The organism is Moraxella sp. K127 (assembly GCF_015223095.1).
Taxonomy (GTDB): Bacteria; Pseudomonadota; Gammaproteobacteria; order Pseudomonadales; family Moraxellaceae; genus Moraxella.
Genome location: NZ_JADFBZ010000006.1, coordinates 32,133 through 48,315 on the forward strand (window position 1 = coordinate 32,133; position 16,183 = coordinate 48,315).

17 protein-coding genes are annotated in these 16,183 nt (G+C 44.6%); 6 read left to right on the forward strand and 11 right to left on the reverse strand.

Translation table 11 applies throughout. The annotated features are described in order from the left end of the window. Positions 1-204: 204 nt before the first annotated feature. Positions 205-3,066 carry a TonB-dependent receptor plug domain-containing protein gene (locus tag IM753_RS02295; RefSeq protein WP_194108554.1) on the forward strand — a complete coding sequence of 954 codons (2,862 nt, stop codon included), beginning with the start codon at positions 205-207 and terminating at the stop codon, positions 3,064-3,066. Between the two features lie 110 nt (positions 3,067-3,176). Here the strand turns inward: IM753_RS02295 and IM753_RS02300 are convergent, their stop codons facing one another. Further along, positions 3,177-3,533, reverse strand: coding sequence for a hypothetical protein (locus IM753_RS02300; RefSeq protein ID WP_227713050.1), 357 nt, complete (start codon positions 3,531-3,533; stop codon positions 3,177-3,179). 10 nt (positions 3,534-3,543) lie between these two features. After that, entirely contained in the window at positions 3,544-3,684 is a 141-nt protein-coding gene (locus IM753_RS02305) for a hypothetical protein (protein WP_194108556.1), read from the reverse strand. 20 nt (positions 3,685-3,704) lie between these two features. On the opposite strand from IM753_RS02305, the gene IM753_RS02310 reads away from it, so the two are divergent. Then, positions 3,705-3,971 (forward strand): hypothetical protein, encoded by a 267-nt coding sequence (locus IM753_RS02310; RefSeq protein WP_370582810.1) that lies wholly within the window; start codon positions 3,705-3,707, stop codon positions 3,969-3,971. A 92-nt stretch (positions 3,972-4,063) separates the two neighbouring features. Here the strand turns inward: IM753_RS02310 and IM753_RS02315 are convergent, their stop codons facing one another. The 4 genes from IM753_RS02315 to IM753_RS12930 all read right to left on the reverse strand — a co-directional run bounded on the left by IM753_RS02315 (position 4,064) and on the right by IM753_RS12930 (position 7,242). Beyond that, positions 4,064-4,420 (reverse strand): hypothetical protein, encoded by a 357-nt coding sequence (locus tag IM753_RS02315; protein WP_194108557.1) that lies wholly within the window; start codon positions 4,418-4,420, stop codon positions 4,064-4,066. A gap of 26 nt (positions 4,421-4,446) precedes the next feature. Next, positions 4,447-4,770: a hypothetical protein gene (locus tag IM753_RS02320; protein ID WP_194108558.1), complete on the reverse strand. Its 324-nt coding sequence runs from the start codon at positions 4,768-4,770 to the stop codon at positions 4,447-4,449. Between the two features lie 106 nt (positions 4,771-4,876). After that, on the reverse strand, positions 4,877-6,154 hold the full coding sequence (locus IM753_RS02325) for a glutamate-5-semialdehyde dehydrogenase (RefSeq protein ID WP_194108559.1): 1,278 nt from the start codon (positions 6,152-6,154) through the stop codon (positions 4,877-4,879). Between the two features lie 236 nt (positions 6,155-6,390). Next, positions 6,391-7,242: a hypothetical protein gene (locus tag IM753_RS12930; RefSeq protein WP_227713051.1), complete on the reverse strand. Its 852-nt coding sequence runs from the start codon at positions 7,240-7,242 to the stop codon at positions 6,391-6,393. A 257-nt stretch (positions 7,243-7,499) separates the two neighbouring features. Here IM753_RS12930 and argA point away from each other — a divergent pair, with 257 nt between their 5' ends. Continuing rightward, positions 7,500-8,792, forward strand: coding sequence for an amino-acid N-acetyltransferase (argA, locus tag IM753_RS02335; protein WP_194108560.1), 1,293 nt, complete (start codon positions 7,500-7,502; stop codon positions 8,790-8,792). 7 nt (positions 8,793-8,799) lie between these two features. On the opposite strand, the gene rarD is transcribed toward argA, so the two are convergent. Next, the gene (gene rarD, locus IM753_RS02340; protein ID WP_194108561.1) at positions 8,800-9,714 is read right to left on the reverse strand and encodes an EamA family transporter RarD; all 915 of its coding nucleotides are present in this window, start codon (positions 9,712-9,714) and stop codon (positions 8,800-8,802) included. Positions 9,715-9,852: 138 nt separating this feature from the next. Between rarD and IM753_RS02345 the strand changes: the two genes are divergently transcribed. Further along, positions 9,853-10,005, forward strand: coding sequence for a hypothetical protein (locus IM753_RS02345; protein ID WP_194108562.1), 153 nt, complete (start codon positions 9,853-9,855; stop codon positions 10,003-10,005). Positions 10,006-10,020: 15 nt separating this feature from the next. After that, complete coding sequence (locus tag IM753_RS02350) at positions 10,021-10,608, forward strand: hypothetical protein (RefSeq protein WP_194108563.1); 588 nt, start codon at positions 10,021-10,023, stop codon at positions 10,606-10,608. A 153-nt stretch (positions 10,609-10,761) separates the two neighbouring features. Here IM753_RS02350 and IM753_RS02355 read toward each other — a convergent pair whose 3' ends face one another. Both IM753_RS02355 and IM753_RS02360 read right to left on the reverse strand, forming a co-directional pair. After that, complete coding sequence (locus tag IM753_RS02355) at positions 10,762-12,567, reverse strand: DUF294 nucleotidyltransferase-like domain-containing protein (protein ID WP_194108564.1); 1,806 nt, start codon at positions 12,565-12,567, stop codon at positions 10,762-10,764. 72 nt (positions 12,568-12,639) lie between these two features. Beyond that, positions 12,640-13,089 (reverse strand): YbaN family protein, encoded by a 450-nt coding sequence (locus tag IM753_RS02360; protein ID WP_083108270.1) that lies wholly within the window; start codon positions 13,087-13,089, stop codon positions 12,640-12,642. A gap of 271 nt (positions 13,090-13,360) precedes the next feature. Here IM753_RS02360 and IM753_RS02365 point away from each other — a divergent pair, with 271 nt between their 5' ends. Beyond that, on the forward strand, positions 13,361-13,933 hold the full coding sequence (locus tag IM753_RS02365; RefSeq protein WP_194108565.1) for a biliverdin-producing heme oxygenase: 573 nt from the start codon (positions 13,361-13,363) through the stop codon (positions 13,931-13,933). Positions 13,934-14,167: 234 nt separating this feature from the next. Here IM753_RS02365 and IM753_RS02370 read toward each other — a convergent pair whose 3' ends face one another. Beyond that, on the reverse strand, positions 14,168-14,944 hold the full coding sequence (locus IM753_RS02370) for a hypothetical protein (protein WP_194108566.1): 777 nt from the start codon (positions 14,942-14,944) through the stop codon (positions 14,168-14,170). An 83-nt stretch (positions 14,945-15,027) separates the two neighbouring features. Next, positions 15,028-16,182, reverse strand: a complete 1,155-nt coding sequence (gene drt3b, locus IM753_RS02375; protein ID WP_194108567.1) for an antiviral reverse transcriptase Drt3b — start codon at positions 16,180-16,182, stop codon at positions 15,028-15,030. Between the last annotated feature and the right edge of the window lies 1 nt (position 16,183).

Consider the following 16,183-nt stretch of genomic DNA (forward strand, 5'->3'; position numbering starts at 1 on the left):
TGATTGCCATGCTTGAAAATTAAATGATAATGATGTATATTATCGTCTTTTACATTTTGACAAACTTTTTAACAAATTCTGCCTGCTTTTGTGATGATTGGTAATAAAAGCAGGCACAATGTGATGGCGTTTGCCATTGTTAAATTGTTAAATTGTTAAAATGATTAACACAGTCAGCAAAAGCAATGACAATAGGTAACACTCATGAACCAAATCTTTCATTTAACGACACAAACCAAACATAAAAATCATGCTAAAAAGGTACTAAAACTTAGCATGCTGTCCTTGTGTTTGCTACACATCACCCAAACCGCCATGGCAGATGATGACCCCAAAGCTGCAAAGACAACCGATTTTTCTGTCATCTTAGATGAGGTTGTCGTAACAGCAACCCACGGCACCAAAAAAACCCAAAAACCCTTTACCAAAGCATCAGCCACCAGCGTGCGAGAAAATGTATTTAATGCCAGTGAGAATGTTGATGCCATTGTGCGCAGTATGCCAGGGGCGTTCACTCAGCAGGATAAATCCTCTGGGCTGGTATCATTAAATGTACGAGGCGATAGCGGATTTGGGCGTGCCAACAGCATGGTTGATGGTGTAACCCAAACCTTTTACAGCACCTCAACCGATGCTGGGCGTGGGGGTGGTACCTCACAGTTTGGTGCGGTGATTGACCAAAATTTCATTGCAGGCGTTGAATTAAACAAAGGCAGTTTTAATGGTAAAGGTGGTCTAAATACCTTAACAGGTTCGGCCAATTTTCGTACGCTAAATGCTGATGATGTGATTAAAGATGACAAAAATTTTGGCGTCATTGCCAAGGGTTTGACAGGTAAAAATGTGACGGATAAAAATTTTATGCTGGCAGCTGGCGGACGTGGGTGGCTTGATAATGGCAGTATCAGTGCTTTATATGCTTATAGCCACAAAGACATTAGCCAAAATTATAAAGTTGGCGGTGGTGGGACACACATTGGCAATGTTGGTGATGATTTGCTACTTAGTAAACAAAAACAAGTTTTTGCCAAAGAGCATGCACTCACTTACGATGAAGCCAGCCAGTCTTGGCAAAAAGATTTGACCAAATTAGATGAAGAAACAGGCAAGCCTTTATGGGACAGAAAATATCGATTTGGCGGTAAGTGCTATGGGCTGGGCTGTATTGATACAAAAGAAAAATTTGATGAATATGTTGCTGACAAACAGAAACAATGGCAAGAGCATGGTGCAAAAGAGTACAGCATCGCCCCCATTGATATCACCGCCTTAAACCAAACCTCAAAAAGCCATTTGGCAAAAATTAACTATAACAATGACACCAGCGATGTTGGTCTACAACTGCGTAAAATGGACACCACGATAGGCAGTCGCCGTATCAGCAATGATAATTATCAGCTTGATGTTGCTTACAATCCAAATGAGATCATTGATTTAAAAGTGTTGGCAGCCCATAATGTGGGCGTACAAAAATACCCCAAAGGTTCAACTTTTACAGGCTGGAAATTGGATAAAGATTTTGAAGCCAAAAACACTGCCAATCTTTTTGACCTGAACAACACTCACACCTTTAATTTGCCAAAGCAAATGGATTTGACCACAACCATTGGGCTTAACATATTGCATAATGAATATTCAAAAAATCGCTTCCCAGATGAGCTTGGGCTATTTTATACCAATGATTTATTATGTGGCGGCGGTTATGATGCCTGTGGTGGTCGTTTTCAGGGGACAAGCAGCACATTGCCAAAAAAATCGGTGATTGTACAGCCCTCAGGCAAACAGCGTTTTCATTCTATTTATTTGGACACATCATTACAAAAAGACAAATATCAGTTAGATTATAGCGTTAATGCCAGTCAGTATCATTTTAGTGGTGAGCATGCCAGTTATTATAGTAGCCAAAAAGAGTTTAAAGATAAGTTTGGTGAAGATTCGCAAATTTATAAACAGCACTGCTCGCCAAGTTGTGATGTGTATGAGCCTTTGGTAACCACTTCTGGTAAAAAACACGCCATCAACCATTCTGTTACTTTAAGTGCCAAATATGACACAGGTTTTATGCCTTTTGTCAGCTTTGCACGCACGCACAGAATGCCCAACATTCAAGAAATGTTCTTTTCTCAAATTGGTGATGTTGGTGTCAATACCGCATTAAAACCAGAACAAGCCAATACATATCAGTTGGGTTTTAATGTTTTTAAGCACAATCTATTGACAGACAACGATACTTTGGGGCTAAAAGTATTGGGTTATGAAAGCCGTATCAACAATTACATTCATAATGTTTATGGCAAATGGTATGACACAAAAAATCCACCCAGTTGGGTTGCCAGTGGTGCATTAAAAGGCAATACCATACAACATCGCAACTGGCAAATGCCTGTGCATAAACAGGGCTTAGAGCTTGAAATAAACTATGATGCTGGGCGATATTTTACCAATTTGTCTTATGCCAGACAAAAGACCGACCAGCCAACCAATTATAGCGATGCCAGCGAGTCCCCACTAAATAGCTCAAAAGAAGACCAATTAACCCAAGGCTATGGGCTAAGCAAAGTGTCAATGTTGCCCAAAGATTATGGACGATTTGAGTTTGGTGTGCGTGCATTTGATAATAAACTCACCGTGGGCAGTATGGTGCGTTATTATGGACAAAGCCCACGAGCGACCATTGAACCCAGATACATTGATGGCACGCATGGCGGTAATACATCGCACTCAGATGATAAAGGCGCCCATGTCATCAAACAAATTGAGATGCTAAAAAGACAACCTTTGGTGCATGATTTTTATGTTGCTTATGAGCCGATGAAAGATTTGGTGATGCGTCTTGATGTGCAAAATGCGTTTGATAAACTTTATCTTGACCCCTTAGATGCCAACAATGATGCCGCCACTCAGCGTTATTATCATTCATATTATAATGATGCAGATGAAGGTGCACCTTGTGCAGCGGGGCAGTTGTGTAAGCCTGATGCAAAATACGGCGGTACTACTCGCTCGGTATTGACCAATTTTGCCAAAGGGCGTTCTTTATTATTTTCAATGACTTATAAGTGGTAGTTGTTTGATTGATGAGTAAGCTTAAATAATTGGTGTTAATTGCTTTTGTGTGATATAACAAAGCAATTAACATAAAACAAAAATGACGACTCAAAGCCGTCATTTTTGTTTTATTTTAGCTTAGCACGATATTTGACAACACTTGTAGCGCCAATACCAATGTCCTCCAATGTCCATCTTAGGGCTTTATAGTCAGACAAGGGCAATTCTTGAACTTGTCCACCAATATTAGCACGAATCGGTGAACGAATAAAACGGCTGCCATCAATGGTTGCATGGGGGAATTTGGGATGAATGCCACCAACCAACACCAAACCATCAGCGATGCTTAGGGTAACCTCCATTGAACGCACACGCTCTGGGCTGTTGTTGGTGAATAGACCTTGATACTCTAAGGTATCGCCTGATTTGACAGTAGTGTCAGCATTGATGGGCGTGAGCGTCTCTTGACCGTTGATATTTTGCACGACAAACGCATTAACCACGCTCCAAATGCCTGCTGATGAGCCTTGTTGGGGGGTTTGGGGGGGGACTGACCGTCATGGGCGTAACGGTAGGAGTGGGGCTTTGACCCAGTGGATTTTGGATGAAGATACTTTGTGGAGCGACTGCTGCCATTTTGCCTGTCATTGAGACATTTGATTTGGCTTGGGGGTTGGCAGTCTTATCGCACGGACGAGCAAGAGACACGCCTGCACGAGTTTTTGACGACCCACCAAAACCCTGTCGTCATCGAGATTGGGGCAGGGACGGCAATACCAACCGTAAGGCGGTTTGGCGATGGCTTTGCCCCACGCCTGATTCGTATTAACCTGCGAGAGCCTACCACGCCCCAAGGCGGTATTGAGCTTGGTATGACGGGCATGAATGGATTAGATGAGATTTGGCGGGCGTTGTGTGAGTGACTGGTGCAATAGACAATGACTGATGGGTAATAATGACAACAAAGGCGTTTCTACACACCTTTGTTATTCATGGCTTGCCTTACTTGCCTTTATCAAAAACGCTTTTCGTCCATACCACCTTCAAAGATTTGAAACGCCGAGTTTGCCCCCGTGCTGACCTGTTTGCCTTCAATGGTTGCTGTGGCGGTAAAGTCAATGCCCCCGCCTGCATTTTCGCCCGTGGCTAGGTTTGGCAGAGTAAATGAACGTACCACGACTTTTTTGTCATTGACAGGCACGTCTTTTTTGGTAAGTTTTTCGCCACGGGGCTTAAATGCTTGACCTTCAGCAAGGGGTGCATTTGGGTCGTCATAGATAATGTCTAAATCCAGTAGTACCGCCTTATCCAACGCCACTTTACCACCCACCACAGGAATGCCGATACGGGCTTTTGAACCACGATGAATCATGCGGTTATCAATGACCTTACCATCTTTTAGGTGCGTCCTTCCACCACCACCGATGACGCACGGTTCATCACCATGATACGATAGCCTGCCACAGGGGTGTCCGCCTTACCGTCAAAAATATCGTCCACGAGCAAGGGCTGACCATCCGCCCCTACCAAAATGCGTGCGGACGTTTCGCTAACAGGAAAAGATACGCCGTCAATGGTCATGTGGCGTTCGTTTTTGTAGCTGGTGTTGGTGGTGGCAAGGGCGGTGGCGGTGGGCTTGATTTGGGCTTGTGCGGTGTGATGACAAGCAGTCATGCCAAACGTGGCAAGGCTTAGGGCGGAGATTGCGATAAGTTTTTTCATGATAATTCCTTATAAAAATGAAAGGGCGAAATTACCCAAATGAGCAATTCCACCGCACACTATATCCCAAAAAGTAATAATTATCAATCAATATTTAACATGATTATCAAATACGCACTTCCCCATGCCCAAACACCACCCATTTTTGGGAAGTCAGCCCATGCAGTCCCACAGGCCCACGGGCGTGGATTTTGTCCGTTGAGATACCAATCTCCGCCCCCAGTCCATACTCAAACCCGTCCGCAAAACGGCTAGACGCATTGACCATGACCGAGCTTGAATCCACTTCACGGATAAATCGCCCACTGTTCTCATAGCTGTTTGTGATAATCACGTCCGTATGGTGCGAGCCGTAGTGATTGATATGGGCGATGGCGTGGTCTAGGTCGTCCACGACTTTGACGGCGAGCATAGGGGCAAGATATTCGGTGTACCAGTCGTCATCGGTGGCAGGCTCTGTATTTACGCCAGTATTTGCCAAAATCTCTTTGGATTTGTCGCACACTCTAAACGTCATGGCGTTATCCACGTCATGCATGGCTTGGGCAATCCGTGGCAAGGCGGTATCGGCAATGTCCGCATGAACAAGCAAGGTTTCCATGACGTTGCACGGCGAGTAGCGAGACGTTTTGGCATTGACGCATACCTTGACCGCCATGTCCATGTCCGCCAGACTGTCCACATAAGTATGACAGTTGCCGTCTAGGTGCTTGATGACTGGCACACGGGCGTTATTGGCGATACGCTCTATCAGCCCCCGTCCGCCCCGTGGGATAATCACGTCCACCACGCCCACCATAGTGATGAGCTTATCCACCGCATTACGGTCGGTGGTGGTCAGTACTTGCACGCAGTCGGTCGGTAGTCCTGTCTGCTGTAAGCCTGTATGCACCGCATGGGCTAGGGCTTGGTTGGAGTGAAAGGCTTCTGAACCGCCACGCAGGATAATGGCGTTGCCTGATTTTATGGCAAGGCTCCCTGCTTCTATGGTAACGTTGGGACGGCTTTCATAAATCATGCCAATCACGCCAAGCGGTACTCGCATTTTGCCAAGCTGTATGCCACTCGGGCGGTAGGTCATCTCGCTCATCTCGCCAATGGGGTCGGCAAGGGCTATCACGTCATCAAGCGAGCTTAATATGCCATTAAACACCTTATCACTGATGATAAGGCGGTCAAGTAAGGCAGTATCTAGCCCCTTATCCTTGCCGTTTTGTACATCTAGCTCATTGGCGGATAAAATCCCATCTTTTTGGGCGATAAGAGCCGATTTGATACAGGCTAAGGCGTGGTTTTTGGTGGCAGTGTCGGCTCGGGCAAGCGTGGCGGATGCGGTCTTGGCACGCACTCCCACGTCATTCATGTAGGTCGTTAGGTCGGTCATGATAATCCTTGATGTGAGTGATGGGCTTATATTAAAGGCATTTTTTATAAAAAGCAACTTTTATAAAAACACCCGTAAAAACAGCCTTATCTCGCTGGCATGTCATGACTTTTTAAAAACATCTTTTCACACCACACTTTTAAACCATGATTTTTAAAAACAAACACACAAAAAATGACGACCCAAAGCCGTCATTTTAAAGTTTTAAAACCATATTTGTTTGGTTTTATTGTGGTTTATTTTACCTTGGCACGATATTTAACCACACTCGTACCACCAAGACCGATGTCTTCTAGCGTCCATCTTAGGGCTTTATAATTCGACAGGGGTAACTCTTGGACTTGTCCGCCCACGTTGGCACGAATGGGCGAGCGGACAAAGCGACTGCCATCAATGGTCGCATGGGGAAATCTGGGGTGGATACCGCCAACCAACTCCAAACCATCGGCAATGCTTAGGGTAACATCCATCGAACGCACCCGCTCCGAGCTGTTGTTGGTGAACAAACCTTGATATTCTAAGATGTCGCCTGACTTGACGGGCGTACCAGCATTAATGGGGGTTAGCGTCTCCTGACCATTGATGTTTTGCACGATGAACGCATTCACCACGCTTTGAATCCCTACTGATGAGCCTTGACGTTGGGGGGTTTGGGTTTGAGCAAGGTTTTGGGTTTGAGTGGGGACTTGTTGGGCTGGGTTCTGAATGCCAGTTGCATAAGCTGTCGAAGCAGTCGCAGGTGTGGCAGGACTGGCAGGGATATTGGGTGCAGGAAATGCCACAGGGGCTTGCAAGGGACTGACCGCCATCGGGGTGGCGGCAGGGGTAGGATTTTGAGCCAATGGATTGTGAATGGGGGTGCTGTGCGGTGTGACCGTGACCACCCTGCCTGCCGTTGGGGTGTTTAGCGTTGGGGCATTCGGATTGGCTTGGGGGTTGGCAGTATAGCTAATCTCGCCCCCTGCATTTGTCTGATTTAGGGCGGGGGTCTCGGTCGGGGTGGGTAGCATGGCATGAGCCGACATGGCAACTGACAAGGCAGTCAAGGACAACACAGCAACACCGCCACGCAACATTTGGATAGTCATAAGCATTCCTTCATCACAATAAATGACACAAATAATAAACGTTGCTCATGATAACACGAAAAGCTGTTACATGCGTTAAGCGTGCGTTTATTTATGGTAACTTTTGCCATGATTGGGCATATCACACATCACTTGTTTTTGTTTTTATGGCATGGCAAAAACAGCAAAAGGCAAAGATAAAAAATGAGCGATAATAATTTGACAGTTTTGATGTGATTTTATGGTAAAATTTGCCAAACACATCATAACAGCACGCCATGACCCACCCAAATCCCATCCACTGGTTTCGCCACTCTCTGCCCTACATCAACACCCACAGGGGCAAGACCTTTGTCGTCATGATGACCAGTGAAGCGGTCGCCCATGACAGCTTTGCCACGTTGGTGCAGGATTTGGCACTACTGCACAGCTTGGGCATTCGCTTGGTGCTGGTACATGGGGCAAGGGTGCAGATAAATGATGCCCTAGCACAGGCGGGACTCACCGATGACACACCCTTTTGTCATGGCGTGCGTGTTACTCCCACATCTGCCATGCCGACCATTTTGGCGGTGGTCGGACAGCTCACCCTAAAAATCCAAGGCGAGTTTTCCAAAGGGCTTGCCAACACCCCCCTATTTGGGGCAAAAATCAGCACAGTAACAGGCAACTTTGTCAATGCCAAACCCTTTGGCGTACGTCATGGCGTGGACTTTATGCAGACGGGCGAAGTCCGCCGTATCGACACCAAAGCCATCAAACACAGCCTTGACAATCATCACATCGTCATCGCCAACTCCATCGGCTTTTCGGCAACGGGCGATTTGTTTAACCTTGATGCCCTAGATGTCGCCACGCACATCGCCACATCGCTGGTGGCGGATAAGCTCATCATCTTAGGCAAAAGCCTGACCGACTCGCACGGCTCGCTCATCAAGGAGTTGACCGCCACAGAAGCCCACAAGCTCATCCCCACATCCACGCTCGCCCCCACACTCACGCACGCCATTCACGCCTGCCAGCATGGTGTGGGGCGTGTTCAGCTCATTGACTTTGACAAAGATGATGCCTTGCTGGGCGAGCTATTTACCACCGACGGGCGTGGCACGATGATAAGCCAAAGCGACTACGACCATATCAGGCAAGCCACCGCCCTTGACATCATTGGTATCATGGCAATCATTCGCCCCCTAGAAGAGCAAGGCATTTTGGTTGCTCGCAGTCGTGAACGCCTAGAAGAGATGATAGATGAATTTAGCGTCATGGAGCGAGACGGCAAAATCATCGGCTGTATCGCCATGCATGAGCTAGACGATGAGAGCGTGGAGATTGCCAGCGTTGCCATGCATGGCGACTATCGCAGTGGCGAGCGTGGGGCAAACCTTTTAAAATTTGCCGAGCAAAGTTCCAAACACAAAGGCAAATCCCGCCTGTTTGCCCTGACCACACGCACCTTGCATTGGTTTATTGAACATGGATTTAGCGAAACCACCCCAAATGAGTTACCTTGTGAGCGGTTTAAACAATGGCAAAATGGGCGAAATTCTAAGGTACTGATTAAACACATTTAGCCTGATATTACCACCCCAACCGCTTTGCCACACCCTGTATCAACAAACAAATAATCCCCACCCAAATCAGCCCAAAAATTGTCAGCATTTGCCATTCAAACACCCCGCCCAGCACCGTAATGGCAAGGACAAACAGCAACGCAGGTTCAAGATAACCGAGCAATCCAAACAAAGACGTGGGCAGTAAGCGGTTGGCTTCTAGGTTCGCCTGTTGCGATAATACGCTAATGAGCCCCAAACCGATGACCTTGAATATCATCACAGGCGAGCCGATAACCGCCGACATTGCAGACTCATGAAAACACAACGCCACAAGGCAAATGGGGGCAATGATACTCAAATCCACAAACAGCCCCGTCAAGGCAGGGATATTTTGTCGCCGTCTCATCACATAAAAAATCGGATAAGCCAAACACACCCAAAACGTCGCCCAGCTGACCTGCCCCGTCCGCACAATCTCCATGCCCACACCCACACCTGCACACGCCACCGCCAGCCACTGCAAGCGAGTTAGTCTCTCGCCCATGACAAAGCCGACCAGCACCATGACAAGCGGGAACAAAAAATAGCCCATAGACACCGCCACACCATGACCGTTTAGGGGTGCATAGACAAACAGCCACAACTGACTGGCAAGAATGGGCGTGGGAGCAAGTAGCCACGCCCAGCCCCGAACCCCCTTGACCCGAGACAGCCCGCCCAACACAAATTCCCATTTGCCAAGCGTGCTGATGAGTATCACCAAACACCCCCACATCATGACCATCCGCCACAAAAACACCGCCGTCCCCGTCAAGGGCGGTAGCCACTTGCCATAGGCATAGACCATGGCAAACATGACATTGGACAAGATAGCAAGGGTTACGCCTAGGGCAAAGGTGTTTTTGGGTGGGATAAATTGGCGTGGCAGGGCAAAGCTCATGACTTGGTTGGTGTACTGGTAAAAGATGATGTATTATAAAAGGTTTTTTGATAAAGTTTTGAACTTTATCATCATGACTAATTTTTGCAAACATTGGTTGATTTTGATAAAATTTACCAAAAATTTTGCTTGCCGACCATGACCCAAGACCTAGATGACCCCGACAAAACCCTGCCAAACCCACTCCAAGACGACTGCACTCACCACTTAAAACCCTTGCCGAGCACACAGGCACATCGCCACCGTGGGCAGTTATATCAGTCAGCCCTGCCAAGACGTATCACGCTTTAACTCATAAGGATTATCATGAAATACATCCCCCTTTTGGTCGCCATGCTTGCCCTGTGTGCCTGCGACAAATCCGCCACCGAGCATAACTTTGCCCCTACCACAAGTCAGTCGCCTGCCGAGCAACCGAGCGAGCCGTCCGCTCCCGAGAACCCCCACGACTTACAAGCCCTTGCCAGTGAGCTTAGCACATCCGACCCGTCCGCCTTGCCTGATGTACAGCCACTAACCACCGCTGACGGCAAAATCGCCCTTGACAAGACCCACATTCTCACCGACACACCTGAGGCGGACACGGCAACGTATGACTACCCCATCGCCCTTGACAGCATGGCGGTAAAAAACTACGCCAAAGCCTATGACATCACGGACAAACAAGCCCAGCACAGCATGGTCATCGCCATGGCAAGCCCCGAAGTGCTAAGTAAAATCCTAGACCAATTAAGAGATGGCAGATACATCACTCATCAGCTCACCGACGGGGCAGACATGACGCTTGTTATCACGACCACTCCCGATGTCGTGGCGGATAAGTTTGATTATGTCTTTGCCGACGAGTTTGGGCGTGGTTTGGTGTTACCAGTGGTAATACAGCCCAAGGAATAATGTTAAAAGAAATAATGTTAAAAGAAATGATGTTAAAAGAAATGATGTTAAAGATGTTATTTTAAAGGCATTATTTTAAAGCATGGTTAGGACGGATAATAGCCCGCCCTGCCTGTGTGTTGTATTTAGATGAGTGTTTGCGTCAATTTATCATCACACATTATGCAGTCCAAACTGCGATTTAACTTCATGTTTAAAGCGTTTGACCACCGCCAACGCATCTTTTAACAAATCACGCTCCAAGGTAGAAAGTAGCTCGGTATCCACCTGATTGGGGCTAATCGGCTCGCCATTTCGCACATAAAATAGCCCTGCATTTAGGCGAATGTTCATCAGATACCCCAGAGCGTCTACCGTATCTTTGGCGAGCGTGTCACTGATAACGCCTTGATTTTTTAGGGCAATAAGTCGCTCAAAGGTGCTGGTCTCGTCTATCCTTGCCTTTAATGCCAACGCACGCACGCCATGCACGACAGGGAACAGCCCCATTTTTTTGATGTCCATTTTGTGATTGTCCGTCTTACCAAGCATTTTGGCAAAAAAGCCCCGATTATGCTCATCAAACTGCATAATCGCACGGGCAAAATTCATCTGCATACCCACGTCTTTATCCAAATGGGCGTTCAGATGGTGTTTGACTTCATCAAGTAAATCCGCCTTACCTGCCACCGTCCGTGCGTCCAAAAATATCGCCATGTCCATGAGACTCTCGCCATCGGCACTTTTGCACCAATGGGCGACCGTGCGTTTAAAGTCGCTGACCGTCTGACACCATTTGGGATTGGATACCATAATTCCGCCCATACATGGCGGATAGCCGAACTTATCAAGCGTATCGGAGAACTTCACCGCATATTCATGCAAGGCAGTCATGTCCACGTCATCATCGGCGATTAGGGCGTTGTCTTGGTCGGTCTTTAACACCTGCTCGCCACGCCCTTCCGACCCCATGACGACAAGGCACGTCTTGGCGACCATGTCAGGCGGTGCTATCATCTGCCATGCTTTTTCAAACAGTTGTCCGTTTAGCACTTGCATCAGGCGGGCAAGCTGAACGGCACTCATGCCACTGGCTTGCAAGGATGAGATGGACTGATTCATGCTGTGGGCAATTTTGGCAAGCTCGTCAAGGCTGTCCGCTCGGTGCAACCGCTCGGCAACCAAATGGCTATGGCTTGACAGATATGCCAAAATATCCATCTGCTCCAAAATCCCCACAATCTGCCCATCATCCTTGACCACAAGGCGTTGAATGCGGTGATTCATCATGGTAAGCAAGGCATTGAACAAAAAGTCATCTCCGCCAATCCCAACAAGCCCAAAGTTGGCATGAGTAAAAATCGCCCCACCTGTGTCCGCCCCATTTGCCACGACATCACGAAATACCGATTCGGTAATCAGCCCCACCTTGTCATCATGGCGTACCAGCACCGATTTGGCTTTGTGTTCACGCATCAGGCGAGCAAGCTCGGCAAGGCTCATGCCCCCATCTGCCCACAACGTGTCATGATGAAAAGCGTCCGATACCTTGGCATGAAAAAGCTGAGATAGCTCATGCCCTTCGTGCCAAGTGATGCTGGATAACCGCTCGGCAATGCCTGTATAAAAATACGCCCCAAAACGCACGTTTGAGCTTATTAGATTTAAAATCAAGGACTTAGGCAAGGCATAGACAAGGCATTGCTCGGCACAAATAAAGCTGTGCGGACTGACATTTTCAAACAACGCCCGTGTCTCAAAACTGTCATTGGTGCGGTACAACGCCACCACGTCGCCATCATCGCCAAGCTCTTTGACCACGCCTTTGATGACGACATACAGAGCGTCCATCGGCTCGCCTGCGGTAATGATGGGAGCATTGTCATCAAAAAAGACGATTTGGACTTGTTTTTGCAGTTGTTTTTGTTCGGTGGGGGTTAGGGTGTTGTAGGGGGCAAAATTGAAATTAAATCTGTCCATGATGGCTGTCCGTGCTTTTTGGTTGATAAGCATTATAGCACAAAATAACCACAGGACAAGGCGTCAGGCGTGCTAAGCGTCAGGCAGGCGATACATCCAAATGGCAGTCACCAGACAAATCCCACTTGTCAGCACCGCCACCCACAGCTTATCCGCAGGCAGTCGCCAAAACAAAAACACACTGGATATCGTCATCATGCTCCACGCCAGATATTTGGCAAAGCGTGGCATGGCACGTCGCTCTTCCCAGTCGATGAGCATTTTGCCAAAAATCTTATGTCGCATTAGCCAGCCATGAAACCGCCGAGAGCTTTTCGCCCAGCAGTAACCTGCCAGCAGGATAAATACCGTGGTCGGCATACCGGGCAGTATCGCCCCCAAAATCCCAAGTCCCACAAAAATAAACCCCATGATAAAAAACGCCCAACGTAACAAGACATTCTGATGTATGTCGTGTTTGGACGGTCGTGATGATGGGGTATGGTCGGGGTCGGTATAATCAGGGTCGATGTGGTCGGACATGGCAATACAACAATCAAGGCAGGCTGATACCTGCTATCGGCAAGACGGCAGGCAGGCTCATCTTGTCATAAAAGCCCTATTATAGCACTTTGGCAATCAGTGCGAGATTTAAAATATTGAAAATAAAAATCACCCACCTTATAGAGCGATACAGCATAGCACAAATAAGGTATGTTTGTAAACATGAATGATTATTATTTTTTTATTTACAAATTGATAAAAATAGGTTATTTTATATCGGTTTTTAATATGCGTTTCACACAGGTGATTTATGAGCGAACTTACCCTAACCGAAGCCCTAAAAGAGCATTCACGCACCACCCACGATGCCGTGGACAACCTTGTCATGAGCATGCAACCCTTTGCCAGTCATGACAACTACCGCAAATTTTTGCAAGCCCAATATGAGTTTCATAGCACCGTAAACCCCATTTATCACAATGAAAAGCTAGCCAGTCAGCTTGACGGCTTGGCAGAGCTTGCCCGTCTTGACCGTGTCAAATCCGACATGAAAGACCTAGAAGTTGAGCCTTTTGGTAAGGACGTAGAAACGCCCACTTTTACCGATAGCGAAGCGATTGGCTGGCTGTACTGCGTGGAAGGCTCAAACGTGGGGGCGGCGATTTTGTACAAAGAAGCGGGTAAAATTGACCTAAAAGATGAGTTTGGTGCGTCTCATCTGGCGGCCCATGCAGACGGACGTATGCCCCACTGGCGTGCAGTCAAAGCCAAAATAGATGCCCTGCCTATATCAGATGACGAGCGAGCAGCCGCCATGAAAGGAGCGGATGATGCCTTTGCTTACTTTAAGCGAGTGATTCGTAAGATTTATGATGTGGCGTAATGCTAAAAAGACCAGTGATGAGCTGGTCTTTCCATTTAAAAGCCGTACAAAACCACAAAAAAACAAAAAAGTCTTACCTACTCCATTATGGTGTGTGTGCCAAAGCACTCCTGTAGAAATGTCATATCCATTTCTTAGATAAATTTGAAGAAATGGATATTTTCATCAATACAAGTATTGCCAAGATAAATTGACATCGAATATCTGTAGGTAAGACATCTGTATTATAACATTTCAGTAAGCACTTCTCAATTGCTTTTTCTTTAAATATCTTAAAAAATCAATATTCTTCCAATCAACAAACCAATTGTATTTCTCCAGTCCCATCACAACTTTTTGTGCATTATCATTACGATTTACTTCTGGTAAAACGACTTTTGTTATTTCTATTTTTTCATTGTTGGTCAAATAAGGGCAACTCATACAATCAAGGTATAAATGAAAAGTTTCAGAGTGTGTATGGATTGGATTTTCAGAAATTCTTTCTTTAATCTTATTAATGATTTCATTTTTTAATAAAATGTAGTTATTTTTAAATATAAATAATGCAACAATTAGGCTAAAATAATTATATTCATCACCATTGACACCAAACAAATACTTCTTAACATCACCATGCTCAATTTCAATTTCTGATATTTCACAGTAAGTCAATAAAATATTTAATCTTTCTATCAATGTTGTTTTTTGCCCAGATAACTCATTATCCAAGATTTCTAGCAATGAATTTCTAGCATTATATCTAAATCGCTCTTGATAATCAAATAGAAGTTTATTATTTCCAATAAACCTATCAATGAAAATAACAATTTTTGAAAACTCAATTGAATTACTGACATTTGGCTCTATCGTAAAACAATATAACGATACTTCAAAAATAAATAAGAAAAAGTTTATAACAGGATTGCAATTATCTTTCTCATCATTTAAAACCCTATCACTATGGCTTATAAATTTCAAAGTTTGAGATAAAAATGCTTTTATGACGTACCCGGAAAATCCTGAATTCAAATCATCATTAACATTCCAATAGCTTTTTATTTCTCCAATAAATTCATTAGCTCTATGCTGTGGGTTTTTTAACTTATTCCCATCTAGGAAATAATACTGACCATTTTCATCATTTTTAAATAAAAAATTTCACTCATTTTTGATAATAAAAAACGGCGAATCTCTGTAATATTACGACTTCTTTGAGTGATAAACGGTCTTTGAAAATACCTTGTCTTAGCCATATTTAAAGATAAATTATAAGACTTTAATTTATCCGATATCGTCTCCAAAATTTTATCCTCATCTCCCCTTTCTTTCAGAAACACGCAATAATCATCAACATACCTTCTTATGGCATAATGTTTATTATGTTTTAATTGATACTTTTTCTCTATCTCTTTTTGAATCTCAAAATCAATTCTCTGAAAAATTAATTCGGCAAAGATTCTAGAAAACTCGGCACCTATCACAATACCGTTTGTTTCATTGTAATTAATAGATTGCATTAATTTATCAAAACCATCCTCAAAAGAATTATTTTCACTTAAACTTTTCAAATTATCTTTAATATATTTTTTGCCTTTAATTGCCCAAGTCACACTATGTGTGTAAATAGAATCAAAACAATGAGCAACATCCAGCATAGTTAAATAAATAAACTTTTTCTCTAGTCGTAAAAATTCTACAGAGTCATAGAATTTATAATTAAACTCAAATTTTCTGTATGAAAAAAAAGATGATGCAAATTCTTTATTATTATCTTCAATATCTATTTCATATTCATTTGATCGAAATTCATCCAAATCATTTTCATTCATTAACTTTTGATAAATACCATCATTTTTTAATCGAAAAACAGTGCTGTTTACCTTGCTTGGGTAACGCAAGGAAAACTCACTACGACCGCAATTATACAAAATAACAGAATAAAATTTTCTATAAAAATCAACAAATCTAAGTTGATAAAGTGGATGAATTAATTTTAAGGAGCGAAATGAATGTATGTTTTTTGAGATTTGATATTCAAATGGTATGGTGTATCTATCATTAATAAAACAATTTTTTAAACTAGAAATATTCAAAGGTTCAATGAAATTTTCATAAAAATCAATTGATTTTTTATTTTTATCTATTGCATTGTAAAATCCATAGTTATTGAAAATTATAGGCATATGGTAAGGTTGAGTATCTGTAATCAGAACTCTATAAAAATCATCCGAAGAAAGTAATATTTTACCATTTTTTGACTTACGCATA